This window comes from Streptomyces orinoci (assembly GCF_003121295.1).
Taxonomy (GTDB): Bacteria; Actinomycetota; Actinomycetes; order Streptomycetales; family Streptomycetaceae; genus Streptomyces; species Streptomyces orinoci.
In genome coordinates this window covers 801,227-827,485 of record NZ_PHNC01000031.1, presented here as the reverse complement: position 1 = coordinate 827,485, position 26,259 = coordinate 801,227, and the positions used below count along the sequence as shown (strand labels likewise).

The 26,259-nt window shown below is 71.2% G+C and carries 25 protein-coding genes; 6 read left to right on the top strand and 19 right to left on the bottom strand.

The window, feature by feature from the left end:
* Window positions 1-35: 35 nt before the first annotated feature.
* The 3 genes from ispF to CV755_RS26105 form a co-directional block, all read right to left on the bottom strand.
* Window positions 36-557, bottom strand: a complete 522-nt coding sequence (ispF, locus tag CV755_RS26115) for a 2-C-methyl-D-erythritol 2,4-cyclodiphosphate synthase (protein ID WP_109282711.1) — start codon at window positions 555-557, stop codon at window positions 36-38.
* A complete protein-coding gene (gene ispD, locus CV755_RS26110; protein WP_109282710.1) occupies window positions 547-1,305 on the bottom strand; it encodes a 2-C-methyl-D-erythritol 4-phosphate cytidylyltransferase in 759 nt (252 codons plus the stop codon). The genes ispF and ispD overlap by 11 nt, the downstream gene beginning before the upstream one ends.
* Before the next feature lie 231 nt (window positions 1,306-1,536).
* Window positions 1,537-2,019: a CarD family transcriptional regulator gene (locus CV755_RS26105; RefSeq protein ID WP_003953493.1), complete on the bottom strand. Its 483-nt coding sequence runs from the start codon at window positions 2,017-2,019 to the stop codon at window positions 1,537-1,539.
* A 583-nt stretch (window positions 2,020-2,602) separates the two neighbouring features.
* Here CV755_RS26105 and CV755_RS26095 point away from each other — a divergent pair.
* Window positions 2,603-3,268 carry a DUF461 domain-containing protein gene (locus CV755_RS26095; protein ID WP_109282709.1) on the top strand — a complete coding sequence of 222 codons (666 nt, stop codon included), beginning with the start codon at window positions 2,603-2,605 and terminating at the stop codon, window positions 3,266-3,268.
* A 67-nt stretch (window positions 3,269-3,335) separates the two neighbouring features.
* Here CV755_RS26095 and phoP read toward each other — a convergent pair whose 3' ends face one another.
* Window positions 3,336-4,007 carry a two-component system response regulator PhoP gene (gene phoP / locus CV755_RS26090; protein WP_479681643.1) on the bottom strand — a complete coding sequence of 224 codons (672 nt, stop codon included), beginning with the start codon at window positions 4,005-4,007 and terminating at the stop codon, window positions 3,336-3,338.
* A 76-nt stretch (window positions 4,008-4,083) separates the two neighbouring features.
* A complete protein-coding gene (gene phoR / locus CV755_RS26085; RefSeq protein WP_109282707.1) occupies window positions 4,084-5,286 on the bottom strand; it encodes a two-component system sensor histidine kinase PhoR in 1,203 nt (400 codons plus the stop codon).
* A 223-nt stretch (window positions 5,287-5,509) separates the two neighbouring features.
* Between phoR and phoU the strand changes: the two genes are divergently transcribed.
* Both phoU and CV755_RS26075 read left to right on the top strand, forming a co-directional pair.
* Window positions 5,510-6,187, top strand: a complete 678-nt coding sequence (phoU, locus tag CV755_RS26080; protein WP_109282706.1) for a phosphate signaling complex protein PhoU — start codon at window positions 5,510-5,512, stop codon at window positions 6,185-6,187.
* Window positions 6,188-6,565: 378 nt separating this feature from the next.
* Entirely contained in the window at window positions 6,566-6,928 is a 363-nt protein-coding gene (locus CV755_RS26075) for a cupin domain-containing protein (RefSeq protein WP_109282705.1), read from the top strand.
* Between the two features lie 87 nt (window positions 6,929-7,015).
* Here CV755_RS26075 and CV755_RS26070 read toward each other — a convergent pair whose 3' ends face one another.
* The gene (locus tag CV755_RS26070; RefSeq protein WP_109282704.1) at window positions 7,016-7,777 is read right to left on the bottom strand and encodes a phosphoglyceromutase; all 762 of its coding nucleotides are present in this window, start codon (window positions 7,775-7,777) and stop codon (window positions 7,016-7,018) included.
* 171 nt (window positions 7,778-7,948) lie between these two features.
* Here CV755_RS26070 and CV755_RS26065 point away from each other — a divergent pair, with 171 nt between their 5' ends.
* Window positions 7,949-9,178 carry an MDR family MFS transporter gene (locus CV755_RS26065; protein ID WP_241561395.1) on the top strand — a complete coding sequence of 410 codons (1,230 nt, stop codon included), beginning with the start codon at window positions 7,949-7,951 and terminating at the stop codon, window positions 9,176-9,178.
* A gap of 7 nt (window positions 9,179-9,185) precedes the next feature.
* On the opposite strand, the gene CV755_RS26060 is transcribed toward CV755_RS26065, so the two are convergent.
* Together CV755_RS26060 and mshA are read right to left on the bottom strand one after the other, a co-directional pair.
* A complete protein-coding gene (locus CV755_RS26060) occupies window positions 9,186-9,683 on the bottom strand; it encodes a type III secretion system chaperone family protein (protein ID WP_109282702.1) in 498 nt (165 codons plus the stop codon).
* Window positions 9,676-11,028 carry a D-inositol-3-phosphate glycosyltransferase gene (gene mshA / locus CV755_RS26055; protein WP_193553479.1) on the bottom strand — a complete coding sequence of 451 codons (1,353 nt, stop codon included), beginning with the start codon at window positions 11,026-11,028 and terminating at the stop codon, window positions 9,676-9,678. The genes CV755_RS26060 and mshA overlap by 8 nt, the downstream gene beginning before the upstream one ends.
* 162 nt (window positions 11,029-11,190) lie before the next feature.
* Between mshA and CV755_RS26050 the strand changes: the two genes are divergently transcribed.
* A complete protein-coding gene (locus tag CV755_RS26050; RefSeq protein ID WP_109282700.1) occupies window positions 11,191-12,003 on the top strand; it encodes a class I SAM-dependent methyltransferase in 813 nt (270 codons plus the stop codon).
* A gap of 145 nt (window positions 12,004-12,148) precedes the next feature.
* Here the strand turns inward: CV755_RS26050 and CV755_RS26045 are convergent, their stop codons facing one another.
* From CV755_RS26045 to mshD, 7 genes are all read right to left on the bottom strand, one after another.
* Window positions 12,149-12,541: an NUDIX hydrolase gene (locus CV755_RS26045; RefSeq protein ID WP_109282699.1), complete on the bottom strand. Its 393-nt coding sequence runs from the start codon at window positions 12,539-12,541 to the stop codon at window positions 12,149-12,151.
* A complete protein-coding gene (locus CV755_RS26040; RefSeq protein WP_241561394.1) occupies window positions 12,538-13,602 on the bottom strand; it encodes a CHAD domain-containing protein in 1,065 nt (354 codons plus the stop codon). Before CV755_RS26040 ends, CV755_RS26045 begins: the two co-directional genes overlap by 4 nt.
* Window positions 13,583-15,838, bottom strand: coding sequence for an RNA degradosome polyphosphate kinase (locus tag CV755_RS26035; RefSeq protein WP_241561475.1), 2,256 nt, complete (start codon window positions 15,836-15,838; stop codon window positions 13,583-13,585). The genes CV755_RS26040 and CV755_RS26035 overlap by 20 nt, the downstream gene beginning before the upstream one ends.
* A gap of 395 nt (window positions 15,839-16,233) precedes the next feature.
* Window positions 16,234-17,223 (bottom strand): ABC-2 transporter permease, encoded by a 990-nt coding sequence (locus CV755_RS34355; RefSeq protein ID WP_153068753.1) that lies wholly within the window; start codon window positions 17,221-17,223, stop codon window positions 16,234-16,236.
* The gene (locus CV755_RS26025; RefSeq protein WP_109282696.1) at window positions 17,220-18,161 is read right to left on the bottom strand and encodes an ABC transporter ATP-binding protein; all 942 of its coding nucleotides are present in this window, start codon (window positions 18,159-18,161) and stop codon (window positions 17,220-17,222) included. The genes CV755_RS34355 and CV755_RS26025 overlap by 4 nt, the downstream gene beginning before the upstream one ends.
* Window positions 18,158-18,556, bottom strand: coding sequence for a GntR family transcriptional regulator (locus tag CV755_RS26020; protein ID WP_109282695.1), 399 nt, complete (start codon window positions 18,554-18,556; stop codon window positions 18,158-18,160). The genes CV755_RS26025 and CV755_RS26020 overlap by 4 nt, the downstream gene beginning before the upstream one ends.
* Window positions 18,557-18,631: 75 nt before the next feature.
* Complete coding sequence (mshD, locus tag CV755_RS26015) at window positions 18,632-19,558, bottom strand: mycothiol synthase (protein ID WP_109282694.1); 927 nt, start codon at window positions 19,556-19,558, stop codon at window positions 18,632-18,634.
* Window positions 19,559-19,721: 163 nt separating this feature from the next.
* On the opposite strand from mshD, the gene CV755_RS26010 reads away from it, so the two are divergent.
* On the top strand, window positions 19,722-21,539 hold the full coding sequence (locus tag CV755_RS26010; protein WP_109282693.1) for a bifunctional metallophosphatase/5'-nucleotidase: 1,818 nt from the start codon (window positions 19,722-19,724) through the stop codon (window positions 21,537-21,539).
* Window positions 21,540-21,896: 357 nt separating this feature from the next.
* Here CV755_RS26010 and CV755_RS26005 read toward each other — a convergent pair whose 3' ends face one another.
* From CV755_RS26005 to CV755_RS25990, 4 genes are all read right to left on the bottom strand, one after another.
* On the bottom strand, window positions 21,897-22,748 hold the full coding sequence (locus tag CV755_RS26005; protein ID WP_109282692.1) for an NmrA family NAD(P)-binding protein: 852 nt from the start codon (window positions 22,746-22,748) through the stop codon (window positions 21,897-21,899).
* A 149-nt stretch (window positions 22,749-22,897) separates the two neighbouring features.
* Window positions 22,898-24,280 (bottom strand): sensor histidine kinase, encoded by a 1,383-nt coding sequence (locus tag CV755_RS26000; RefSeq protein WP_109282691.1) that lies wholly within the window; start codon window positions 24,278-24,280, stop codon window positions 22,898-22,900.
* Window positions 24,277-25,002, bottom strand: coding sequence for a response regulator transcription factor (locus tag CV755_RS25995; RefSeq protein WP_109282690.1), 726 nt, complete (start codon window positions 25,000-25,002; stop codon window positions 24,277-24,279). Before CV755_RS25995 ends, CV755_RS26000 begins: the two co-directional genes overlap by 4 nt.
* Window positions 25,003-25,077: 75 nt before the next feature.
* Window positions 25,078-26,169, bottom strand: a complete 1,092-nt coding sequence (locus CV755_RS25990; protein WP_109282689.1) for a S1C family serine protease — start codon at window positions 26,167-26,169, stop codon at window positions 25,078-25,080.
* Between the last annotated feature and the right edge of the window lie 90 nt (window positions 26,170-26,259).

Below are 26,259 nucleotides of genomic sequence, written 5' to 3'. Positions count from 1 at the left end.
GTCACCGTATGCCACGGGACGGTGACCGCAGAGGATCAGCCGGTGGCGCCGTCGCGGTAGACCAGGGCGGTGGCCACCGCCGCCAGCCCCTCCGCCCGGCCGGTCAGGCCCAGGCCGTCGGTGGTGGTGCCGGAGACGGACACGGGGGCGCCCACCGCCTCGGACAGCGCCCGCTGCGCCTCCGCGCGCCGCTTGCCGATCTTGGGGCGTACACCGATCACCTGGATCGCCACATTGCCGATGCCGAACCCGGCCGCCCTTACGATCCGGGCCGCCTCGGCCAGCAGGGTCACCCCGGAGGCACCGGACCACTCGGGGCGGTCGGTGCCGAAGTGGGCGCCCAGATCGCCCAGGCCGGCGGCGGAGAACAGCGCGTCACAGGCGGCGTGCGCGGCCACATCGCCGTCGGAGTGCCCGGCCAGACCGTCACCGGCGTCCGGCCAGCGCAGGCCCGCGCACCACAGCTCACGGCCCTCCTCGAAGGCGTGCACATCGGTACCGATGCCGACCAGGGGCAGTACGGGCGGCAGGGCGGGCGGCGAGGTCTCAGAAGCCATCGTTGGCCCTCCGGCGGGCGAGCACGGCCTCGGCCAGCACCAGGTCCAGCGGCCGGGTCACCTTGAACGCCTCCTCATGGCCGCGCACCACCACCACCGGGACGCCCATCCGCTCCACCAGCCCGGCGCAGTCGGTGGCGCCCTCGCCCTCCAGGGCGGTGTGGGCATAGCGCTCATGCGCCTGGAGCAGGGTGTGGCGGTCAAAGCCCTGCGGGGTCTGCACGGCGCGCAGCACCGCCCGGTCCGGGGTGCCCACCACCGGCTCCGGGCCGTCCGCCGGCTGCACCTGCTTGACGGTGTCGGCCAGCGGCAGCGCGGGCACCACCGCGGGCGCGCCCTCACGGACCGCGGCCACCACCGCGTCCACGGTGTCCACCGGCACCAGCGGCCGGGCGGCGTCGTGCACCAGCACAGTGCCGTAGTCGTCGGGCACGGCCTTCAGGCCCAGCCGCACCGACTGCTGCCGGGTCTCACCGCCGGGGACCACCAGCACCTCGGTGCGGTCCCCGGCCGGGGGGAACTCGTCCAGCAGGCTGCGCACCTCCGCGGTGCCGTCCGGTGGGGCGACCACCACCACCAGCGAGACGGCGCGGGAGGCCGCCATGGCGCGTACCGCGTGCACCAGCATGGGGGTGCCGCTCAGGGCGCGCAGTGCCTTGGGAGTGCCCGGGCCCAGCCGGACCCCGCGGCCGGCCGCCGGGATGACCGCCGCGGTACGGGCGGGGGAAGTCTCGACTCGATCAGACATGGCGATGGCGTTCAGGTTTGCTTCCTCGGCCGGGTTGGGTATTGCCTCAAAGTGCCGGGCGTTCCTCGGACCAGCCCCTTCCGTGACGACTGGTCCCGCTGCCCGGCCCGGAATACCGCTTGTTGAGCAGAGATGCCGCAGCGCCCGTCCAATGACTTTTCGGTCATTGCGCGGGCACCGCGGCACTTCTACGTCGAGTGTCCAGACGTCAGGCCGTCCGGCACCGGTGCGTCAGGACGCGAGGACCTCGTCGAGCAGGGCCTCGGCCTTGTCTTCGTTGGTGTTCTCGGCGAGCGCCAGCTCGCTCACCAGGATCTGGCGCGCCTTGGCGAGCATGCGCTTCTCGCCCGCGGAGAGACCGCGCTCGCGCTCGCGGCGCCAGAGGTCACGCACGACCTCGGCGACCTTGATCACGTCACCGGACGCGAGCTTCTCGAGGTTTGCCTTGTAGCGACGGGACCAGTTCGTCGGCTCTTCCGCGTAGGGCGCGCGGAGCACTTCGAAGACCCGGTCGAGCCCGTCCTGGCCGACCACATCGCGAACGCCGACGAACTCCGCATTGTCCGCCGGCACCCGAACCGTCAGGTCACCCTGGGCGACCTTCAGCACCAAGTAGGTCTTGTCCACGCCTTTGATCTGGCGAGTTTCGATGGCCTCGATCAGCGCGGCCCCGTGATGGGGATAGACCACGGTGTCGCCAACCTTGAACGTCATGTGACAGGTACCCCTTCCGTGGCTATCCAGTCTAACACGGGAAGTGCCCGTTCTGAATGGCGTTTCCGCAGGTCAGGGCATATCTCGGGGCTTGACAACAGCGGCCGTCCCGTGCTGCGGCAGGCTTCCGGAAGCGGGTATTCGCAGGTCGGAGCGGTTGTCCGGGCCGGGCGAAACGGGCACGTTACACGCATCGGAGCGGGCCGGGGGGCGAGGGAACGTCCCGTTTTGCCGGGGTCCGGTCGGGGCACTTCCGGTACTCCGTTCGAGTCGCCGGGGCGTTCTCGGGATGGATTACAGAATTGATCAAGGGACGGCTGATCAATTCCAAGAATCGTTCCGGCGGCCCTTCACTTTCCCGTTCCGGAAATCCGCCCGTGCGCTGTTCGCATGTCCGCCGCCCGCTTCCCGGTCTTCTTCTCGACGGCGGCCGGTGTGAGCGATGAATTCCGGCCGTACGGACGGCGGAGGGCGGGTGATCGGTTCAGGGGCGGGTCGGGTGCGGCGGCCCTTCGACGGCTCGGTAACCTAAGCGCGCTGACACACCCCTTACTTCGACTTCGTCCAAGGAGATGCCGCCGCCGTGAGCAGCAGCCTTCGACGCGGCGCTCTCGCCGCCACCGCCCTCGTGCTCTCGATCGCCACGCTCTCCGCCTGCGGGGCGGGGAACTCGGCGCAGACCCTCCAGGTCAAGCCGGACAACGCCGCCACCTCGGTCGGCGACATCAAGCTGCAGAACATGACCGTGGTCACCCAGCCGGACATGGCCGCCGGCCCGGCCGTGATCACCGGCCAGGTGTTCAACAGCGGCAGCTCGGACCAGCAGCTGAAGGCGGTCACGGTGGTCGGCCAGGGCACCGCGGTCAAGCTCAGCCCCGCCAAGGGTTCCGGTCCGGTCGTGGTTCCGGCGCATGGCTCGGTGCTGCTGGGCGGCAAGGGCAACGCCTCCGCGGTGCTGTCGGACCGTGGGGGGCTCAAGGACGGGCAGCAGGCGCAGCTGAGCTTCTCCTTCCAGAACACCGGCGATGTGCGCATCAGCGCTTTCGTCTACCCGGCCAAGAGCTACTTCAAGGAGTGGGGCCCCGCCGGGGCGCCCTCCGCCCCGGCCTCCGCTCCCGCCGCCACCCCGTCCGGCAAGCCGGCCTCCCCCTCGGCCAAGCCCGGCGGCTCGGCCCCGGCCAAGCCCTCCGGCGCCGCCCAGGGCAAGAACAGCCCGGCTCCGACGGAGTCGGCGCAGGCCGCGCACTGAGCACAAGGCCGAGGGCCCGGAAGCGGATCGCTTCCGGGCCCTCGCCCGTTCTTCCGGCCGCCGCGGCTCAGGGCTCGAACTTGTAGCCGAGGCCGCGCACGGTGACCAGGTAGCGCGGCGCGCCCGGGTCCGGCTCGATCTTGGCGCGCAGCCGCTTGACATGGACGTCCAGCGTCTTGGTGTCACCGACGTAGTCGGCGCCCCAGACGCGGTCGATCAGCTGCATCCGGGTGAGCACCCGGCCCGCGTTGCGCAGCAGCATCTCCAGCAGGTCGAACTCCTTGAGCGGCAGGTCGATCTTGCCGCCGGCCACGGTGACCACATGGCGGTCCACATCCATCCGGACCGGGCCGGCCTCCAGCGCGGCCGGGGTGACCTCCTCGGGCTCGCCCCGGCGGCGCAGCACGGCGCGGATGCGGGCGACCAGTTCGCGGGAGGAGAAGGGCTTGGTGACGTAGTCGTCGGCTCCTATCTCCAGGCCGACCACCTTGTCGATCTCGCTGTCCTTGGCGGTGACCATGATGACGGGCACATTGGAGCGGACGCGCAGCTGGCGGCAGACCTCGGTGCCCGGCAGTCCCGGCAGCATCAGGTCGAGCAGTACCAGGTCGGCGCCGTTGCGCTCGAACTCGTCCAGGCCCTCGGGGCCGGTGGTCGCGATGGCGACCTCGAAGCCCTCCTTGCGGAGCATGTAGGACAACGCGTCGCTGAAGGATTCCTCGTCCTCTACGACGAGCACTCGGGTCACGGGATGACCTCCGGTCGGGTCTGGTGGTACGTGGGGGGTCACTGGGTTCTGCGGCGGATCGGGCGGATCACAGGGTTTCCCCGACGGCCAAGCGGTCGCCGTCGCGGCGGCGGTCCCGGCCGGCGCCCGCTTCGGGGAGCCGCAGGGTGAAGGTGGAGCCCTGGCCTTCGGCGCTCCAGACGGTGACCTCGCCGCCGTGCGAGGCCACCACGTGTTTGACGATGGACAGGCCCAGGCCGGTGCCTCCGGTGGCCCGGGAGCGGGCCGGATCGACCCGGTAGAACCGTTCGAAGATCCGCTCCCGGTCCTTCTCCGAGATGCCGATGCCCTGGTCGGTGACGGCGATCTCGATCAGATCGCCGCCGGGGGCGGCCACCCGGCGGGCGGCTATGCCCACCCGGGTACGGGCGGGACTGTAGTTGACGGCGTTCTCCACCAGGTTGCCCAGGGCGGCGGCCAGCTGGCTGCGGTTGCCCCAGACCGTCAGCCCGGCGGCGCCTCCGGAGGCCATGGTGATCTGCTTGGTGCCGGCCTGGTGGCGGCAGCGGTCCACGGCCTCGGCGACCAGCTCGTCCACCCGGACCGGTTCGGCGTCCTCCAGCGGGTCGTCGTTCTGCACCCGGGAGAGGTCGATCAGCTCCTGGACCAGATTGGTGAGCCGGGTGGCCTCGATCTGCATCCGGCCGGCGAAACGGTTGACCGCCTCGGGGTCGTCGGCGGCGTCCATCACCGCCTCGGAGAGCAGGGACAGGGCGCCGACCGGGGTCTTGAGCTCATGGCTGACATTGGCGACGAAGTCCCGGCGGACGGCCTCGATACGGCGGGCCTCGGTGAGGTCCTCCACCAGCAGCAGGACCAGGCGCGAGCCCAGCGGGGCGACCCGGGCGGAGACCGCCAGCGCGTCGCCCCGGCCGGTGCCGCGCCGGGGCAGGTCCAGCTCGACCTGGCGTATCTCGCCGTCCCGGCGGGTGTCGCGGGCCATCTGGAGCATCGGCTCCACGGCCAGCTTGCCGCCGCGCACCAGCCCCAGGGCGTATGCGGCCGAGCTGGCCTTGACCACGGTGTCCGCCTCGTCCAGGACCACGGCGGAGGAACGCAGCACGGAGAGCACGGTGTCCACACCGGGGGGCAGCACCGCGTCGGTGTGCAGGGAGCTGCGGGTGGGACGTGCCTGGTCCCGCTCGCTCCAGCGGAACGCCAGCATGGCGATCACACCGGTGCAGACCCCGGCGAGAGCCGCCGCCGCGGCGACCGCCGCATTCACGTTCATGGGATCCAGGTTATGCGGGGGCAAGGACACCTCCACAGCCAAATGGGTGGCCTCTCGAACACCCGTTGCCGAGAGTTCACCTTGACGTCGGTGCCGGTTCACTCCGGATGCCGGTACCCGTCGCGTTGGAGCCGGACCGTGGAACCGTGGACGGGCCCCGAGCACTCTCCCGGCCACAGCTGGTGTCAAGCACGAGTGCGGGAGTGCGGGAGAAGGTAGGGCAATGCGGGACGCGTACCACGAGGAACTGGATTCGATCGGCGACGGCCTGGTCGAGATGGCGCGGCTGGTCGGCTCCGCGATCGGGCGCGCCACCACGGCGATCCTCGACGCGGACCTGAAGCTGGCGGAGTCGGTGATCGCCGCCGATGCCCGGGTGGACGACCTCCAGCACGACCTGGAGGCCCGGGCCATCGCCCTGCTGGCCCGGCAGCAGCCGGTCGCCACCGATCTGCGCATCGTGGTGACCTCCCTGCGGATGAGCGCCGACCTGGAGCGCTCCGGCGATCTGGCCCAGCATGTGGCCAAGCTGGCCCGGCTGCGCTTCCCGGAGCGCGCGGTGCCGCGCGATCTGCACTCCACGGTGCTGGAGATGGGCCAGCTCGCCCAGCGGCTGATGGCCAAGGCCGGCGAGGTCCTGATCACCAAGGATGTGGACCTGGCGCTCCAGCTGGAGCAGGACGACGACGCCATGGACCTGCTGCACCGCACCCTCTTCCAGCACCTGATGGACGACCGCTGGCAGCACGGCATCGAGACGGCGGTGGATGTCACCCTGCTGGGCCGCTACTACGAGCGCTTCGCCGACCACGCGGTCTCGGTGGCCAAGCGGGTGGTCTACCTGGTGACCGGAGAGCACGCGGACGACCTCCAGCAGCCCAGCGCCAACGAGGCGCCATAACACCGTCGAATGCTCCCGTGCGCCCTCCGCGCCCCCGTACATATGTATGCACGAGGCATTGACGCTCGACCCGCGGTGCCTTTTGACTGTGCAGAGAAGGACCACCTGTCGAGGAGGTACCGAATGAGCGGCTGTCAGTGCGGACCCGGTTGCAGTTGCGGCTGCCAGAGCGGCGGCCCCTGCCAGTGCGGCGGCGGCTGCGGCTGAACGCCCGCGGCTGAACACAGCGCATCTCATCACTCACGTCTCTCACAAAAAGGCCCCCTGCCGGAACCACCGGCAGGGGGCCTTTTCCTTCGGCGTCGGGCCCGGCCTTCCGAGCTACGGTGGGCGGTGGAGCAGAAGAGTGCCCAGCCCTCCGAACACCTGGAGGCATCCATGTCCGGTCTCATCCGCGCGAGCTTCGACAGCCCCGATGAAACGCGTCCCTTCGAAGAAGCAAAAGGCAGGCTCCAGCTCATCGACTCCCCATCCGGCCCGGTGGGCCGTGGCACCTTCGAGCCGGGCTGGCGGTGGTCCAGCCATGTCAAGCCCATCGCCGGGACCGACAGCTGCCAGGCCGCGCACGTCGCCTACTTCGTCTCCGGCCGCATGAAGGTCGTCATGGATGACGGCGAGGAGGCCGAGTACGGTCCGGGAGACCTCATGATCTGCCCGCCCGGCCATGACGCCTGGGTCCTCGGCGACGAGCCCTGCGTCATCGTGGACTGGCAAGGCTACGGCGACTACGCCAAGCGGTAGGAGACGGCCGCCGAGCAGCACGCCCCGAGCAGCAACAAGCCCCCTCCCGGCGGGAATCCCGCGGGCAGGGGGTTTGATGCAAACCGCTTACTTCTTCTTGCCCTGGTTCTTCACGGCCTCGATCGCCGCCTTGGCGGCCTCCGGGTCCAGGTAGCGGCCGCCCGGGACGACCGGGCGGAAGTCGGCGTCCAGCTCGTAGTAGAGCGGGATGCCGGTGGGGATGTTCAGGCCCGCGATGTCCGCGTCGGAGATCTGGTCCAGGTGCTTTACCAGGGCGCGCAGCGAGTTGCCGTGGGCGGCGACCAGGACGGTGCGGCCGGTCAGCAGGTCCGGGACGATGCCGTCGTACCAGTACGGCAGCATGCGGACCACGACGTCCTTGAGGCACTCGGTGCGCGGGCGCAGCTCCGGCGGGACGGTGGCGTAGCGCGGGTCATTGGCCTGCGAGAACTCGCTGTCGTCGGCGAGGGCCGGCGGCGGGGTGTCATAGGAGCGGCGCCAGAGCATGAACTGCTCCTCGCCGAACTCGGCCAGGGTCTGGGCCTTGTCCTTGCCCTGCAGCGCACCGTAGTGGCGCTCGTTGAGCCGCCAGGTGCGGTGGACCGGGATCCAGTGGCGGTCGGCGGCCTCCAGGGCCAGCTGCGCGGTGCGGATGGCGCGCTTCTGGAGGGAGGTGTGGACCACGTCGGGGAGCAGGCCGGCGTCCTTGAGCAGCTCTCCGCCGCGGACGGCCTCCTTCTCGCCCTTCTCGTTGAGGTTGACGTCCACCCAGCCGGTGAACAGGTTCTTGGCGTTCCACTCGCTCTCGCCGTGGCGGAGGAGGATCAGCTTGTACGGTGCGTCGGCCATGCCTTTGAGCCTAAACGACCGCGCGGGTGGTGCCGTGCCCGGCCGATTGACCGGAATCGTCAATTCAATGGCGTGCACACGCCAGCTTCCGTAAGGTACGCATCACGGATACACCACTTACAGCGGGGGGCATCGGTGATAGCGCGTGTCGGGCGGGCGGCGAGGGAGAGCGTGGCGGGGCTCCCCCGGGAGTTCTGGTGGCTATGGACGTCCACGCTGGTCAACCGGCTGGGCTCATTTGTCTCGGTGTTCCTGGCGCTCTATCTGACCCATGAGCGCGGCTTCTCGGCCTCCTACGCCGGACTGGTCGCCGCCCTGCAGGGGCTGGGCGGCGTGGTGGCGTCCATCGTGGGCGGGGTGCTCACCGACCGGCTGGGCCGGCGGCCCACCCTGCTGACGGCCCAGCTGTCCTTCGCCGCCTCGGTGGCCGTCCTGGGCTTTGTCCACCACCCGGCGGCCATCGCGGCCACCGGCTTCCTGGTGGGCCTGACCGGCAACGCGGGACGCCCCGCGGTGCAGGCGATCATGGCGGACATCGTGCCCCCGAAGGACCGCATCCGGGCCTTCGCACTCAACTACTGGGCGCTCAACCTGGGATTCGCCCTGGCCGCCACCGCGGCCGGCTTTGTCGCCGAGTACAGCTACCGGGCCGGCTTCCTCGGCGAGTCCACCATGGTGCTGGCCTGTGCCGCCCTCTGCTTCTTCAAGATCCGCGAGTCCCGGCCGGAGCGCCCCGCCGGGGACGGGGCCGACGAGCCCCGGGTGAGCCTGGGCACCGTACTGCGCGACCGCCGCTTTATGGGTGTGACCGCACTGGCCTTCCTGATCGCCCTGATCCTCACCCAGGCCAATGTCGCCCTGCCGGTGACCATGGGGCTCCAGGGCTATTCCAGCAGCGACTACGGCACTGTCGCGGCGGTCAACGGCTTTCTGATCGTGGCCGTCCAGATCCCGGTGACCCGGCTGATCGAGCACCGCGACCCCCAACGGCTGCTGGTGGTCTCGGCGTTGCTCGCCGGATACGGCTTCGGGCTCACCGCCCTGGCCGGTTCGCTCCCCGCCTATGCGCTGACCGTCTGCGTCTGGACGCTGGGCGAGATCATCAACTCCCCCACCCAGATGGGGCTGGTGGCCCGGCTCTCGCCCACACATGGACGCGGCCGCTACCAGGGGGTGTTCTCGCTCTCCTGGACCCTGGCCACCCTGATCTCACCGCTGGCCGCCGGCACCGTGATCGACCGCTTCGGGCCCGACACCCTGTGGGCGGGGTGCGCGGTACTGGGCACCGTGGCCGCGGCCGGCTACCGGCTGCTGATGCGCGGCCTGCCGCCGGTGCCCGCCGTCACCACCGCCGGAAGCCCCGCGTCCGGGACCAAATCCGAACCCCAGATGGCGGCCTGACGGGTCCTCAGCCCTCGTCCCGGGTCAGCCGCTCGAAGGCCGCCAGGTTGCGGGTGGACTCGCCGCGCGCCGTCCGCCAGGCGTACTCCTTGCGGATGGCGGTGGCGAAGCCCATCTCCAGCAGGGTGTTGAAGGCCCCGTCGGCGTTCTCCAGCACCACCCCCAGCAGCCGGTCCACCTCCTCGGGCGTCACCGCCGCCAGCGGCAGCCGCCCCGCCAGATAGATGTCGCCGAGCCGGTCCACCGCGTACGCCACCCCGTACAGCCGGGTGTTGCGCTCCAGCAGCCAGCGGTGCACCGCCTCATGGTTCTCGTCCGGGCGCCGCACCACAAAGGCGTTGACGGACAGCGAGTGCCGCCCGACGATCAGCGACACGGTGGTGGACAGCTTGTGGGTACCGGGCAGCTTCACCACATAGGAGCCGTCGGCCGGGCTCTCCCACTCCAGCGCGGCCTCACGCAGCGTTTGCTCGATGACGGTCTTGGCGTCCTTGGCGTCAGACATGCCCCGAGCGTAGGCGAAGCCGGCGGGCGGCGATCGCCGCGGTGTACACCTCGGCGGTGGCCGCGGCCGAGGACTCCCAGCCGAAGGAACGGGCATGCTCGGCCGCCGCCGCCCCCATCGTCTCGGCCAGCGCCGGCTCCTCGGCAAACCGGGCCAGCACCGTGGCGTAGTCGGCCGGCCGGTGCCCGTCGATCAGGAAGCCGCTCACCCCGTCCCGCACCGCCACCGGCAGCCCGCCGACCGCCGCCGCCAGCACCGGGGTGCCGCTGGCCTGGGCCTCCGCCGCCACCAGCCCGAAGGACTCGCTGTAGGAGGGCATCACCAGCACCGAGGCCGCCCGGTACCAGTCCGCCAGCTGCTCCTGGTCCATGGGCGGACGGAACCGGACCACATCGGCGATCCCCAGCCGGGCGGCCAGCTTCTGCATCTCCTCCGGCTTGGCCAGCCCGCTGCCGCTGGGCCCGCCCACCACCGGCACCACGATCCGCGAGCGGAGCGCGGGCTGCCGCTCCAGCAGTACGGCCACCGCGCGCAGCAGCACATCGGGGGCCTTCAGCGGCTGGATCCGCCCGGCGAACAGCGGCACCAGCGCGTCCTGCGGCAGGCCCAGCCGCTCCCGGGCGGCCCGCCGCCCGTCGGCGGGCCGGAACCGGTCCAGGTTGACGCCGGGGTGCACCACGGCGACCTTGCCGGGGTCCGCGTCATAGTGGTGCACCAGTTCCCGGGCCTCGCCCTCGGTGTTGGCGATCAGCCGGTCCGCGGCCAGCACAATCTGGGTCTCGCCGATCACCCGGGCGGCCGGCTCGGGACGGTCGCCCGCTGCCAGCGCCGCGTTCTTGACCTTGGCCATGGTGTGCATGGCGTGCACCAGCGGCACCCCCCAGCGCTCCGCGGCCAGCCAGCCCACATGGCCGGAGAGCCAGTAGTGCGAGTGCACCAGGTCGTAGTGGCCGGGCCGGTGACGGGCCCACGCCTGCATCACCCCATGGGTGAAGGCACACAGCTGGGCCGGCAGCTCCTCCTTGGCCAGGCCCTCATAGGGACCGGCGTCGATATGCCGGACCAGCACCCCGGGGGCCAGCTCCACGCTGGGCGGCAGGGCGCCGGTGGTGGCCCGGGTGAAGATCTCCACCTCGATGCCCAGGGCGGCCAGCCGTCTGGCCAGCTCGACGATATAGACGTTCATACCGCCGGCATCGCCCGTGCCGGGCTGGTGCAGCGGCGAGGTGTGCACGCTCAGCATGGCGATCCGGCGCGGCTTGCGGGACGTCGCGCGGCGCAGGAGCTGTGCTGTGGCGAAGGGGCCTGTGGTGCGGGCGCGGAGCCTGGTCGCGTACTGGCTCACCGTTCGAGTCCTCTCCGTCCGCCTGGCCTGGGCGTAGACCTGCTTCACAACGCTGCAACACAGCGGAGGCCCACTCCCATTTCCTGCGTTACCGAAGAGTGATGCGTTACCGAGAGTGACAAGGCACCGGTGAGGGACGCGGCAGGCCGTACCCTCTCCAGCATGCCCGCTCGTACGCCCGTGCCCCCCACCCACCGACCGATCGGCTCGGCGACGCGCGGCACCACCAATCCCAACCGGCTGCGCCGGATGGACCGCTGGATAGCCGACGCCCACCAGGGCGCGCTGCGCCGGTCCGCCGACCCGGTGGCGGTGGACCTGGGCTATGGCGCCGCCCCCTGGACCGCGGTGGAACTGCTGGGACGGCTGCGGCGGGTGCGGCCCGAGGCATCGGTGGTCGGGGTGGAGATAGACCCGGCCCGGGTGGCGGCGGCGCGGCCCTACGAACGGGACGGGCTGACCTTCGCGCACGGCGGCTTCGAGGTGCCGCTGGCTGCGGGGCGGCGGCCACTGCTGATACGGGCGGCCAATGTGCTGCGCCAGTACGACGAGGACCAGGTGGCCGCGGTCTGGGAGCGGCTGTGCGGGCGGCTGGCGCCGGGCGGGCTGCTGGTCGAGGGCACCTGCGACGAGATAGGGCGCCGGCATGTCTGGGTGGCGCTGGGGCCGCGCGGGCCGCGTACGGTCACCTTCGCGGCGCGGCTGGGCGGGTTCGGGATGCCGTCCGATCTGGCGGAGCGGCTGCCCAAGGCGTTGATCCACCGCAATGTGCCGGGTGAGGCGGTGTACGCGTTTCTGCGCGACTTCGACCGCTCCTGGGCGGCGGCGGCGCCGTACGCCTCGCTGGGGGCGCGGCAGCGCTGGATACGGACCGTCTCCGCGCTGGGCGCGGACTGGCCGCTGGCGGACGATGTGCGCCGGTGGCGGCAGGGGGAGGTCACGGTGCGGTGGGAGGCGCTGGCGCCTCGGCGTTGATTTCCGGGTGCGGCTCCTAATTGACGGCTCGCACGGTTCCGCCCGGTTGTGGGGCGTCTGCCCGCGGCCGTTGCCGTTCGGCCGCGGGCCGTGGGTGGCTGCTCGCGCAGTTCCCCGCGCCCCTGGAGGGCGCCCCTGACGGGGCCTACCAGCCGGCGACTGCCAGGAGGGCGTCCACCAAGGGGCGGTCATGGGGATGGGTCAGGCGGTGGCGGGCCTGGGCCGGGGGCAGCCAGGCGAGCTGGTCCACCTCGCGGGTGGGGACGAAGGTGCCGCCCACCGCCTCGGCGGACCAGTACCGCACCTCCTTGAGCCGCCCGCCCACCTCATAGCGCAAGGTCGGCAGCGCGGCCCCCAGGACGCACTCCATGCCCGTCTCCTCCCGTACCTCCCGCACCGCGCAGGCCGCCGCGGACTCGCCGCGCTTGAGCTTGCCCTTGGGGTGGGACCAGTCATCCCATTTGGGGCGGTGCACCAGGGCGATGCGGAGCCCGTCCGTGGTGCGCCGCCACAGCACACACCCGGCGGCCAGGATCATGGCGTACCCGCCAGCCGCTGCCAGGCGCGGCCGAAGGCGAACCGGGCCGCCTCCACCTCATGCCGCTGATCCGCGTGCAGCACCCCCAGGGCGTAGGCCGTGGCCGGGGCGATGCGCGGGGTACGGGCCGCCGCGGCGGCCGCGGCCGCGGCGGCGGAGGCGTCCCGGTGCCGGTCCAGGGCCTGCCCGGCGGTCAACAGCCGTACGGACAGCGCCGGTTCGGCCTCGGTGCGGCACTGCTCGTCCAGCATCTCCTGGGCATAGCGGCGCAGCCGCACCAGCTGCCGCACCTGGTGCCAGGGTGCGTCCTGCCGCGCCTCGGCGGGCGGTGCGTCGGCGGCCGTGGTCGCCGCCAGGCCATGGGTCAACGCCTCGGCGTTGTACGGGAGTTGGGCCACGGACAACGGCAGGGCCGCCACCGCCTCGGCCAGCCGCCGGTGCGCCTGCTCGGCCAGCGCGGGCAGCACCTCGCTCGCCCGCAGCCGGTGGGCGGAGGGGTCCAGCGGCGGCTGTGTGGAGAGCACCGCCACCGCGTCCGCCACCGCGTGGAAGCGGGCGGACCCCAGCGCCTGCAAGGCCGCCGAGTGCGCGCGGGTGCGCGCCAGCGTCAACTGCCGTTCCAGCAGCGCCCCGGCGCGCGCCGCGCCCATCGTGAGGCCGTTGTGCCCGCCCTCGCCGGAGGGCCCGGAGAGCCGGTGCAGCGCCCCGCGCAGCCGGGCCAGCCGGGCGGCGCAGGCGTACTCGCGTCCCACCGTCTCGGCCAGCCAGGCCAGTTCCAGCCCGAACTCCTCGGCCCAGCCCTCCTCGATGAGCTGTCGGCAGACCTGTAGCGCGCCGGAGATCCGCCGGATGGCACCGCGCAGCAGCCGGGCGGCCTCCGCCGCGTCCTCGGCGTCATTGCCGCTGTCGGCGTGCAGCCGCAGTCCGCGCAGGAACTCGGTGGCCTGGGTGTGCAGATAGCGCGCCAGCACCTCACCGGCGCTCTCGCCGGCGGGGGCGGCGGGGGCGGTGTCCACGGTTCCGGTCACCGTGCCCGTGGGGTCATGGGATTGCTGGGCCACGCCGGCGCCTCCGCGCATCGATGAGCATCTCCTGCACATTCCTCAGCGGTTGTCCGTCGGCGTCGGCCGCCTGCCGGGTCCACTCGCCGTCCGGGCCGAGGTGCCAGGAGGCCGTACGGTCGGACATCCCCAGCTCCAGCAGCCGGTTGAGCGAGGCGCGGTGCGTGGGATCGGTGACCTTGACCAGCGTCTCGATGCGCCGGTCCAGGTTGCGGTGCATCATGTCGGCGCTGCCCAGCCACACTTCGGGCTCGCCGCCGTTGGCGAAGGCGAACACCCGGGAGTGCTCCAGGAATCTGCCCAGCACACTGCGTACCCGGATGTTCTCCGAGAGCCCGGCCACTCCGGGCCGCAGGGCGCAGATGCCGCGTACCCAGATGTCCACCGGCACCCCGGCCATGGAGGCCCGGTAGAGGGCGTCGATCACGCTCTCGTCCACCATGGAGTTGACCTTGATACGGATGGAGGCGGGCCGTCCCTCGCGGTGGTTGGCCACCTCCCGGCCGATCCGGGAGATCAGTCCGTCGCGCAGCGAGCGGGGCGCCACCAGCAGCCGCCGGTAGGTCTCCCGGCGCGAATAGCCGGACAGCCGGTTGAACAGGTCGGAGAGGTCGGCGCCCACCTGCGGGTCGGCGGTGAGCAGGCCCAGGTCCTCGTACAGCCGGGCCGTCTTGGGGTGGTAGTTGCCGGTGCCCACATGGGAGTAGCGGCGCAGCACCTCGCCCTCCTGGCGCACCACCAGCGACAGCTTGCAGTGCGTCTTCAGCCCCACCAGGCCGTAGACCACATGGCAGCCGGCCTCCTCCAGCTTGCGGGCCCACTTGATGTTGGCCTGTTCGTCGAACCGGGCCTTGATCTCCACCAGGACCAGCACCTGCTTGCCGGACTCGGCGGCGTCTATCAGCGCGTCCACGATCGGCGAGTCCTCGCCGGAGGTGCGGTAGAGGGTCTGCTTGATGGCCAGTACATCGGGGTCGGCGGCGGCCTGTTCCAGGAAGGACTGCACCGAGGTGGAGAAGGAGTCGTACGGGTGGTGCAGCAGCACATCCCGTTCGCGCAGCGCGGCGAAGATGTCGGGCGCCGAGGCGGACTCCACCTCGGCCAGGTCGCGGTGGGTGCCGGCCACGAACTTGGGGTACTTCAGCTCCGGCCGGTCCAGCGCGGCGATGCCGAAGAGGCCGGTGAGGTCCAGCGGGCCGGGCAGCGGATAGACCTCCGCGTCGGAGATCTTCAACTCCCTCACCAGCAGATCGAGTACATAGGGGTCGATGCTCTCCTCGACCTCCAGCCGCACCGGCGGTCCGAAGCGCCGCCGCATCAGCTCCTTCTCCAGCGCCTGGAGCAGGTTCTCCGCGTCGTCCTCCTCCACCTCCAGGTCCTCGTTGCGGGTGACCCGGAACATATGGTGGGCGAGCACCTCCATGCCGGGGAACAGCTCCTCCAGATGCGCGGCGATCACGTCCTCCAGCGGGACATAGCGCTGCGGGGAGACCTCCAGGAAGCGGGAGAGCAGCGGCGGCACCTTCACCCGGGCGAAATGCTCATGGCCGCTGACCGGGTTGCGCACCACCACGGCCAGGTTGAGGGAGAGGCCGGAGATATACGGGAAGGGGTGCGCGGGGTCCACCGCCAGCGGGGTGAGGACGGGGAAGATCTGCTGCCGGAAGAGGGTGAACAGGCGGCCCTGTTCCTTCTCGGTCAGCTCCTGCCAGCGGATCAAGTGGATGCCCCGCTCGGCCAGTTCGGGCGCGACATCCTGCTGATAGCAGGCGGCGTGACGGGCCATCAGTTCGCGGGAGCGGGTCCAGATGGACTCCAGCACCTCGCGCGGCTGCAGCCCGGAGGCGGAGCGGGTGGCCACTCCGGTGGCGATCCGCCGCTTGAGGCCGGCCACCCGGACCATAAAGAACTCATCGAGGTTCCCGGCGAAGATCGCCAGGAAGTTGGCCCGCTCCAGCAGCGGGGTGGCCGGGTCCTCGGCAAGCTCCAGCACCCGCTCATTGAAGGCCAGCCAGCTGCGCTCCCGGTCCAGGAAGCGGCCCTCGGGCAGCGGCTCGGTGGCCGGGTCCGGGTCCTGGCCGGGCTGGGCGTAGCCGTCCGCGAAGTCGATCTCCTGACCGTCCCCGGGGTTTGCCGGGGCGCCCGGGCTGGCGTAGGCGTCCAGGTCCACGTCCAGGTCGGGCTCCAGCTCGGGGACGACCGGGGAGCAGGCCAGCTGCGACCGGCGGGTGTCCATGAACCCCACGGCGGGCCGCCCGCGCCCGTACCGGTCGCCGTGCGGATGATCATGATCCTGGGCGCTGGTGTTGTGGTTCATACCCTCATGGTGCCGCTCCCGGCCCGTACCGGGCTCGCCCGAGGGCGGCTCGGGGGCGGCGCGTAGCCTGCGTTCTCGGGGATGGGGGGCAAGCGGCTGCATTCGGCAAGACTGGCAATCGCGGTTGAATCACGGGTAACGCCCACATGGCGTGTGGGAATCCCGCCGCCCACCCCCCGACGACATTCCCCGCCGGGTACGCCCCGCCAGGGGCGCGGGGAACTGCGCGACCAGCCACAAACGACCCGCACCCGGCAGGCCGCCTCACCGCCAGGCGTGCGCACCCGGCAACCACGCGCCCCGCAGGCGCACCCTCACCCCCGCACGCGCCGTACCACCCGCAGCGCCGCCCACCCCATCAGCACCCCCACCACACCCAGTACCCCGGCTTCCATCCACTGCAGCGGCCACAGATGCGAGGCCGGATGGTAATCCAGATACCAACGGTCCGCATGGTGCTGGGCCAGGCACTTCCCAGGGCTCACCCCGACCCCACAGTCCGGCTCCACGATCCGCGCCCCGTCCGCCAGCATCCCGCGCTCGAAGCGCCAGCTGTCGTCCCCGGTCAGGCCGGGCATCTCAGCGGAAGTCGCCGTGCTGGGCCCGATCAGATACGGACGGACCTGGGCAACCACCCCGCGCACCGCCAGATACCCGGCCAGTGCCACGGCCATGGCAGGCACCGTACGCCGCACCAGCACCCCGGCCAGCGCCCCCACCCCCGTGCCCAGCACCGCGCCGGCCACCGGCACCACGCCGATCATGTCGAAGGACTCGTACCACCGCCGGCCGGGCAGCAGCGCGGACGGCACCACCGACCAGGTCCAGGTATAGACCACCGCCAGCAGAGCGGCCCCGGCCAGCGAGGCCGTCAGCGGCAGTGCCAGCTTGGCCGCCACCCAGCGCAGCGGGGTCACCGACTGCGTCCAGACCAGCTTGTACGTTCCGCTCTCCAGCTCCCCGGCGATCAGCGGCCCGGCCGTGAACGCGGCGATCAGCACCGGGAGGAGCTCCACCAACAGCCCGTTGTAGTGCAGCACATCACCGTATCCGGCGATAAAACGGTCCGCCCCGGACCAGGTCTGCACACAGTCCAGCCCCTTGGGGCCACAGGCCTGACGCAGTTGCAGACCATCGATCGCACTGCTCATCGCCAGCCGCAGGAAGACCAGTTGCACCACGGCCACCACCAGCACCGCCGAGGCGATCAGCACCACACCCCGGTGCCGGCGCAGCACCAGCCAGGCCAGCCCCCGGGGCCCACCACCGCGCTCTGCGGCGGGAGTTGCCGCGACGGCGCTCATACCGCCCTCCGCAGCCCCAGCCGCGGCTCCGCGCTGGGGGTCAGCAGCGAGGGCGCCTGAGGAGAGCGCAGATAGGCCAGCAACAGATCCTCCAGAGACGGTTCCGAGGTCTCCCACCGTCCGGCGAGCGGCCCCTCTTCGGTACGGACCAGGGCCGTGAGCTGCCGTCCGGTGACCCGGCACTCGACCACCGTGTGATCCCGGAACTCCCTTGGCTCACCGGCCTCTTCATGCCGTCCGACGACCAGCGAGTGGGTGGCCAGCAAATCCTCCACCTCGCCCGCCAGCCGCACCCGGCCGCCGGAGAGCAGCAGCAGATAGTCGCAGACGCCCTCCAGCTCGGCCAGCACATGGGAGGCCAGCACAATGGTGGTGGCGTTCTCGGCCGCCTCGGTCATCAGGGCGGCGGTCATCTCATGGCGCACCAGCGGATCGAGATCGCCCATCGGCTCGTCCAGCAGCAGTAGTTCGGGGCGTTTGCCGAAGGCCAGGGCGAGGGCGACCCGGGTGCGCTGGCCGCCGGAGAGCGAGCCCACCCGGGCGTGAAGGGAAAGGTTTCCCTGGCGGATCAGCCGCTCGGCGCGGGCCTGGTCCCAGTGCCCCGGGTTGAGTTCCCGCCCCATGCGCAGTGTGTCGGCCACCGTGAACTGCGGGTACAGCGGCTTGTCCTGGGCCAGATAGGCCACCCTCGGGCGGTTGTCCGGGTCCGCCGGCAGTCCGTCGAAGACGCTCAGCGCGCCCGCGTCCGCCCGGCGCAGCCCGGCGGCCACCGACAACAGGGTGGACTTTCCGGCCCCATTGGGGCCGACCAGGGCGCACACCCGCCCCGCCGGCACCCGGAACGAGCAGTCGCGCAATGCCCAGCGGCGGCGGTAGCGCACCCCCAGGCCGACCGCCTCCAGGGCGGTCCGGCCGGGCAGAAAGGTCAGTTCGGTCATCCCCGCTCACCCGCCCCGCCGAAGCCCTCCTCCAGGACCGAGGCCACCAGCGCCGCCACATCCTCGCGGTCCAGGCCCGCCGCGCGGGCCCGTGCCAGCCACCCGGCGAGCTCGGCGCGCAGTGGCGAGTCGGCACCGGCTCCGGGCCGGGCCAGCGAGCGCCGGACAAAGGTGCCCAGGCCCGGACGGGCCTCCACCAGACCCTCGCGGTCCAGCTCGCGGTAGGCCTTGAGCACGGTATTGGGGTTGATGGCCGTGGCGGCGACGACCTCCTTGGCCGTCGGCAGCTTGTCCCCGGGCGCGAGCAGACCGAGCCGCAGGGCCTGCTTGACCTGCTGCACGATCTGCAGGTACGTGGCGACCCCGCTGCGCCGGTCGATACGGAACTCGACCACGCACCGCCCCTTCCACTACTTGACTAGTGAAAGCGTGCGGGCAGTGCTGGTGTGCTGTCAAACCGGGGAAGCCGCTCAGCTCTCGGTGCGGTACATCAGATCCACCTCGTGCACCAGGAACCCCATCCCCTCGTACACCCGCACCGCCGCCTTGTTGTCGGCGTCCACATAGAGCATCGCGGTGGGCAGCCCCTTTTCCGCCAGATGACGCAGCCCGGTGGCGGTCAGCGCCTTGCCCAGGCCGCCGCCCTGCGCCTCGGGCCGTACGCCCACCACATAGACCTCGCCCAGGCCGCCCTCCTCCTGGTGCACCTTGGTCCAGTGGAAGCCGATGATCCGGCCCCCCCGCTCGGCCAGGAAGAAGCCCTCCGGGTCGAACCAGCTCTCCGCCTTGCGGTCGTCCAGGTCGCGCTGGGTGAGCGAACCCTGCTCGGGATGGTGCGCAAAGGCCGCCGCGTTGGCGGCCAGCCAGTCCGCGTCGTCCTCGCCGGGACGGAAGGTACGCACCGTCACCCCCGGCGGATAGACCGGCTCCGCCAGCCCCAGATCGCCCAGCGGGCGCCGCATCTGCCGCAGTTCACGGAAGAGCGTCATCCCCAGCACCTGGGCCAGGTGCCGGGCCGCCGGATGGCCGCCGTGCGCCCACACCCGCAGCCGCTTGCCCGACTGCTTCAACAGGGCGTTGCCCAGGGCCCGTCCATGCCCCACCCCCCGGTAGGCGGGGCGCACCACCAGCTCCGCTGCCGGGGCCTCCACCGGATCGCTGTCCTCCAGCTGTCCATAGCCGACGAACACCCCGGCCGCGTCATGCACCAGCACATGACGCACCCCCTCCCGGCGCCCGCGCAGTTGCAGCCGGCCCTGCTCGGAGACGGCCGGCTGGCCGTCCTCGGCCGCCGCCTCCCGCAACAGCTCCAGCACCCGCTCCACCTGGTCCGGTGACAGCTCGTCCAGCACCTCGATCCGCCGCTGACCGCTCACATCATTCAGCACCTCGCTCATGGGGCGAGCCTACGGCTTGGCGGCCCGGCCTCCGCAGGGCCCCGGGCGCCGCCCGCCCCCACCCGTCACCCTTCCGTTACCTCAACCCTCCTGCCGGGCTACGCGCGTTGAACGTAAGCTGCGCCCGACCCGAACACCTTGATCTCCTAGCAGGGGGACCTTCATGTCCGCGACGCCTCCCCGTGAGCGCCGCCTCGCCAGACGCATCACCGCAGGTGCGGCCGTACTCGCCGCCACCGCAGGGGCGCTGGCCGGCACCGCGCCCATCGCCTCGGCCTCCGACGCCCGCCAGGCCCATGGCCGCACGGTCGATGTGCAGTTGCTCTCCTTCAATGACCTGCACGGCAACCTTGAGCCGCCGCAGGGCTCCTCGGGTACCGTGACCGAGGCCGAGCCGGACGGCTCCAAGAAGTCCATACCGGCGGGCGGCATGGAGTACCTGGCCACCGCCCTGCGCCAGGCCCGTAAGGGCCACCCCTACTCGATCACCGCGGCCGCCGGTGACATGGTGGGCGCCTCCCCGCTGACCTCCGCCCTCTTCCATGACGAGCCGACCATCGAGGCGCTCAACAAGCTGAAGCTGGACGTCACCTCGGTCGGCAACCACGAGTTCGACAAGGGCCGCGCCGAACTGCTGCGCAAGCAGCGCGGCGGCTGCCACCCCAAGGACGGCTGCGCGGAGAAGGGCAAGAAGTTCACCGGCGCGAACTTCCCGTATCTCGCCGCCAATGTCACCGACGCCAAGACCGGCAAGCCGATCCTCAAGCCGTACATGATCTGGCAGCACAAGGGCGTCAAGATCGGCTTTATCGGGGTGACCCTCAAGGGCACCCCGGACGTGGTCACCGCCGAGGGCGTCAAGGGCCTGAAGTTCGGTGACGAGGTCCAGACCATCAATAAGTACGCCAAGGAGCTCAACCGCAAGGGCGTCAAGTCGATCGTCGCCCTGATCCACGAGGGCGGGATGCCGGCCTCCAACGCGTACAACTACAACTGCGATGCCTCGGGCCCGGGCAGCGGCCTCTCCGGCCCGATTGTCAATATCGCCAAGCACGTCACGCCCGCGGTGGACGCTCTGCTGACCGGCCACACGCACCAGGCGTACGCCTGCACCATCCCGGACCCGGCGGGCCACCCGCGCACGGTCTCCTCGGCCGCCTCCTTCGGGCGCCTCTACACCGAGACCACGCTCACCTACGACCGTCACACCGGTCGCATTGTGCGCACCGCCACCAAGGCGCCGCACGCGGTCAACCATGTGGTGCGCCGCGATGTGCCCAAGGCTCCGGACATGACCAAGCTGATCGGTCACTGGAAGAAGCTGGCCGGCTCCAAGATCGACCGTCCGGTGGGCTATATCTCCGCCGATATCAACGGCCGGGGCGCGGACACGGAGGAAGAGCCGCTCGGCGATGTGATCGCCGACGCCCAGCTGGAGGGGCTGGCCCCCAAGGACAAGGGTGGCGCCCAGATCGCCCTGATGAACGAGGGTGGCATCCGCTCCGACCTCGCCTACAAGGCGGCGGGGAAGGAGGGCGACGGTGTGGTGACCTTTGGCAAGGCGTACACGGTCCAGCCGTTCAACAACATGATGCAGAGCGCCGACCTTACGGGGGCGCAGTTGCTGTCCATCCTGCGTGAGCAGGTGAGTGGCCCGGTGAATGGCCCGGAGCCCAAGATTCTTCAGGTGAGCAAGGGATTTACGTACACCCTGGACCTGACGAAGAAGGGTGCGGACCGGGTTGTCGCCTCCTCGGTCAAGCTCGACGGTGTCCCGATCGACCCGAAGAAGACGTACCGGGTTGCGGCCAATGAGTTTCTGATGGGTGGCGGGGATGGGTTCGCCACGTTCAAGAGTGCGCAGCACAAGTTGAATGGTCCTTCCGACCTGGATGCGTTTGTGGCTTTCCTGGGGGCGCATTCTTCTAAGGCGCATCCGATGGCGCCGCCGAAGGGTGACCGGATCACGGTCATCAAGTAGCCCTTGCTGGGCTGGCCTTGGCCTCGCCCTGCCTTGCCTGGAGCCCCTGCCGCCCGTCGGCCGGGGCTCCTTGCGGTTTGGGGGGGCGGGGTGCGAATGCTGCGGGCTGTTGGTGGTTGGTCGCGCAGTTCCCCGCGCCCCTGAGGCGGTCGGCCCCGGAGCGGAGGCCGAGCCACCAGGGGTGGGTGGGAATGCTGCGGGCCGTGAGTGGCTGGGCGCGCAGTTCCCCGCGCCCCTGATTGCCGGCCCCCAGGACGGAGGCCGAGCCACCAGGGGTGGGTGGGGATGCTGCGGGCCGTGGGGGGTTGATCGCGCAGTTCCCCGCGCCCCTGGCGGGCGCCCCCTGGTGGGGTGCCCTTAGCGGAAAGCTTCGGCGTGGTCGTTTGCCCATTGGGCGAAGGTCCGGGCTGGGTGGCCGGTGATGGGTTCTATGTCGTCGCCGAGGGCCGGGTTCGTGCCGACCGACTGGGCGGCGAAGGCGACCAGGGTCTGGGCCACCTGCTCGGGGAGCCCCTGGGCGGTCAGGGCGGCCACCGCCTCCCGCTCCGGGACCTGCTGGAAGTGCACCTCGGGGCGGCCGATGGCGCGGGCTATCCCGGCCACCTGCTGGGCCATGGTCAGATTGGCCGGACCGGTCACCGCATAGGCCTTGCCCGAGTGTTCGCCCTTTTCGTCGAGCAGGGCGCGGGCGGTCACCGCCGCCAGGTCCGCCTCGTGCACCGGTGCGGCCACCGCGTCCGGGTAGGCGCCGCGCACCATCCCGGTGGCCCGGATCTCCGGGGCCCAGGCCAGGGCGTTGGTGGCATACATACCGCCACGGATAAAGCACCACTCAGCGCCCGAATCCCTTACCGCCTGCTCCGCCTCCTGATGGATCCGGGCGATCATGCCGGCCGTCTCGGCGTGCTCCACGGAGATGGAGGAGTTGAGCACGATCCGCCGCACCCCGGCCTCCACCGCCGCGGCGGCCAGCGCTGCGATGGACGCCCCCTGGGTGGCGGCGAGGTTGAGATACAACACCCGGGCGCCCCGGCAGAGTTCGGCCAGCCGCTCCGCCGATCCCGGCTGTGCCTCCACCACCTCGGCCCCCGCCGGCAGCTGCGCGCGCCGTGGATCGCGGGTGAGCGCCCGTACCTCGGCACCCTCCGCGAGCAGCTGTCCGACCAGTGGACGGCCGATGTGCCCGGTGGCTCCGGTGACGACAATCATGCGGCACACTCCCTGAGTTGAGGCCGATACGGACCTTCCCGGATTGGATGCCTTCACGCTATGCCGTTGGGTGGGGCGGAGGACAGTGCTCCCGACCCGGATATGTCCCTTACCGGGATGCCCTTACACGCATCTCCCTCACACGGATCTCACAGTGGCGGCGGTTCCACCGCCGCGCCCGGCAGCCGTACCGAGGCCACCGTGCCGCCGCCCTCCGCCGGACGCAGCGTGACCTCGCCGCCCGCCCGGTGCACGGTACGGGCCACGATGGACAAGCCCAGCCCGCTGCCGGGCAGGCTGCGCGCGGAGGGCGAGCGCCAGAACCGGTCGAAGACATGGGGCAGTTCATCGTCCGGGATGCCCGGACCATGGTCGCGCACGGTCAGCTCGCCACCGGCCAGCCGTACCTCCACCTCCCCGCCCGGCGGGGAGAACTTCACCGCGTTGTCCAGCAGATTGACCAGCGCCCGCTCCAGGGCCGCCGGTTCCGCCCGTACATACCACTTGTCCAGGTCGGCGGTGATGGTGCGGCCGGTGGCCCGCAACCGGGCCCGCGCCAGGGCGCGTTCGGCGGTCTCATGCAGGCCGATCACCTGCACCGGGCCGCTGCCCGGGGCGGAGTCCGGGCGGGACAGCTCCTGCAAGTCGCCGATCAGCCCGGCCAGTTCGGCCATCTGCGCCTTGACGCTGGCCAGCAGCTCCCGCCGGTCCTCCGGCGGAATGGCCCGGCCGGTCTCCTCGCTGCGCGCCAGCAGGTCGATATTGGTGCGCAGCGAGGTCAGCGGGGTGCGCAGCTCATGCCCGGCGTCGGCAATCAGCTGCTGCTGGCGGTCCCGGGAGGAGGCCAGCGCCGCCGTCATGGCGTTGAACGAGGCCGACAGCCGGGCGATTTCGTCCTCGCCCTCCACCGGGATGCGCACCGCCAGATCCTCGGTGCGGGCGATGTGCTCCACCGCGCCGGTCAGCCGGTCCACCGGCCGCAGTGCGGCGCGGGCCACCCAGAGCCCGGCCGCCGCCGCGCCCAGCACCCCCACCCCGGCGGTGAGCACCAGCACCAGGGCCAGGGCCTTCAGGGGCTTCTCCACGCCGCTGACCGGCTGTGCGATGGATGCCGCGATGCCGCGCGTCTGCGAGGTGACGACCCGCATCTCGGTGCCGTCCTTGGCCCGGGCGTTGTGCAGGGTGCTCTTCAGTTCCCCGCGCGCCACGGCCAGATCGTCGTCGTTCACATCCACCGGCGACTTGCCCGGGGCGGTGCACACCACGCCATCGGCCGTGATCAGCTGGATGGTGTAGGAGTTGGGAGCGGTCAGCTGTACGGGGACGCCGGTGCCGCAGGAATCCAGCAGCGTCCTGGCGTACTTGTCGTCCACATGCTGGCTGAGGAGTGTGGAGTCCCGCTGGTCCTCCAACTGCTGCTTGGTCACCAGCCAGCAGGCCCCCGCGGCCACCGCCACCGCCACCGCCACCGCGCAGGCGGTCAGCAGCGCCAGCCGGGAGCGCAGCGGCAGGGCACGGAACCGGCGGATCATGAGCCGTCCGCTCTGAGCACATAACCCACCCCGCGCACCGTGTGCACCAGCCGCGGCTCGCCGCCCGCCTCGGTCTTGCGCCGCAGATACATCACATACACATCAAGGGAGTTGGAGGAGGGCTCGAACTCGAAGCCCCATACGGTCTTGAGGATCTGCTCCCGGGTGAGCACCTGCCGGGGGTGGGCCAGGAACAGTTCCAGCAGGGTGAACTCGGTACGGGTCAGCTCCACCCGGCGGCTGCCCCGGGTGACCTCCCGGGTGGCGAGGTCCATGCGCAGATCGGCGAAGGTGAGCACCTGGGACTCCTCGGCGGCCGGGGCCACCGCGTAGGAGCTGCGGCGCAGCAACGCCCGGATACGGGCCAGCAGTTCGTCCAGTTCAAAGGGTTTGACCAGGTAGTCGTCGGCGCCCGCGTCCAGCCCGGTGACCCGGTCCCCCACCGTGTCGCGGGCGGTGAGCATCAGGATGGGCGTGGTGGCGCCGGAGGAGCGCAGCCGCCGGGCCGCGGTCAGCCCGTCCATCCGCGGCATCAGCACATCCAGCACGATCAGATCCACCTGGTGGGCCGCCGCCTTCTCCAGCGCGTCCAGCCCGTCCACGGCCAGTACGGTGGCGTAGCCCTCGAAGGCGAGGCTGCGCCGCAGCGCCTCGCGGACGGCGGGCTCGTCGTCCACGATCAGGATGCGGGCGCTGGAATCGCCGTGGTCGGCGGAGCTCATCGGTCTACCTCATCGAGTCGGTCTGCAACGGCGGACGTCCCCAGCCTCGCATGAGCCGCGGGGACGGCCCGCCGCTCACTGCCCGCTGCCGCCGGCGCGGAGCTTGGCCAGGTCGGCCTTGACGGTGTTGGCCGGGATGGCGAAGCCCAGCCCCACGCTGCCCGCGCTGTCGGAGGAGGCGCCGGTGGGGGCGTACATGGCCGAGTTGATCCCGATGATCTCGCCATTCATATTGATCAGCGCGCCACCGGAGTTGCCCGGGTTGAGCGAGGCGTCGGTCTGGATCGCCTTGTAGGTGGTCTTGGACGAGCCGGTGTCGCCGTTGTACTGGTTGCCGCCGAACTCGAACGGCCAGGGGAAGCCGCCCCTGCCGCGCTGCCGTCCCTGGCCCTGCCCCTGGCCCTGGCCGTCCTGGCTCTGGCCGTCTTCCTTGGCCACGGTCACATCGCGGTTGAGGGCGGAGACTATGCCGCTGGTGACGGTGCCGGTGAGGCCCTCCGGGGAACCGATGGCCACCACCTGGTCGCCGACCTGGAGCTTGCCGGAGTCACCGAAGGTGGCCGCCTTGAGACCGCTCGCTCCCTCGATCTTGATCAGGGCGAGGTCCTTGTCCGGGTCGGTGCCGACCACCTTGGCGTTCTTCACGGTGCCGTCATGCAGGGTGACCTGCACGGTGTCCGCTCCGGCGATCACATGGTTGTTGGTGATCACCTCACCGGCGCCGGTGACGATGACCCCGGAGCCGGTGGACTGGCCGCCGGAGGTGGCCGCCTTGATCTCCACAATGCTGGGGCTGACGGCCTTGGCCACGGCCGCGACCCCGGTGGTCCTGGCGGAGGCGTTCTGCACCGGGGTGGACACACTGGTGCTGTCCGACTTGTGCACCAGCCCGCCGACCAGCGCGGCGGACCCGCCGCCGACCAGCGCCGCGACCAGGGCGCAGGCGACGACCAGGGCACCGGTGCGGCGCGGACGCGGCGCGGCGGGCTCCTCGGCGGCCGACTGGGTGAACCCGGCATGGCCACCGCCGCCATGACCGTGCCCGCTCCCGGAGTCGCCGGACCAGACGGTGACACCACTGGCGGTGGTCACGGGCTGGTGCGGAGGGTGCTCCGGAGGGGCCGGGTACGGGTGCGGCTGCTGCTGGGGGTAGCTGTTCTCCGTCATGTCAAAGACTGTCCTCCGCATTCATGAGAACAGTCTGAGCGAGCGCTGAAAAGCTGGGCAGAAGGGGGTGGGGTTCCGGGTTGCGTTCCG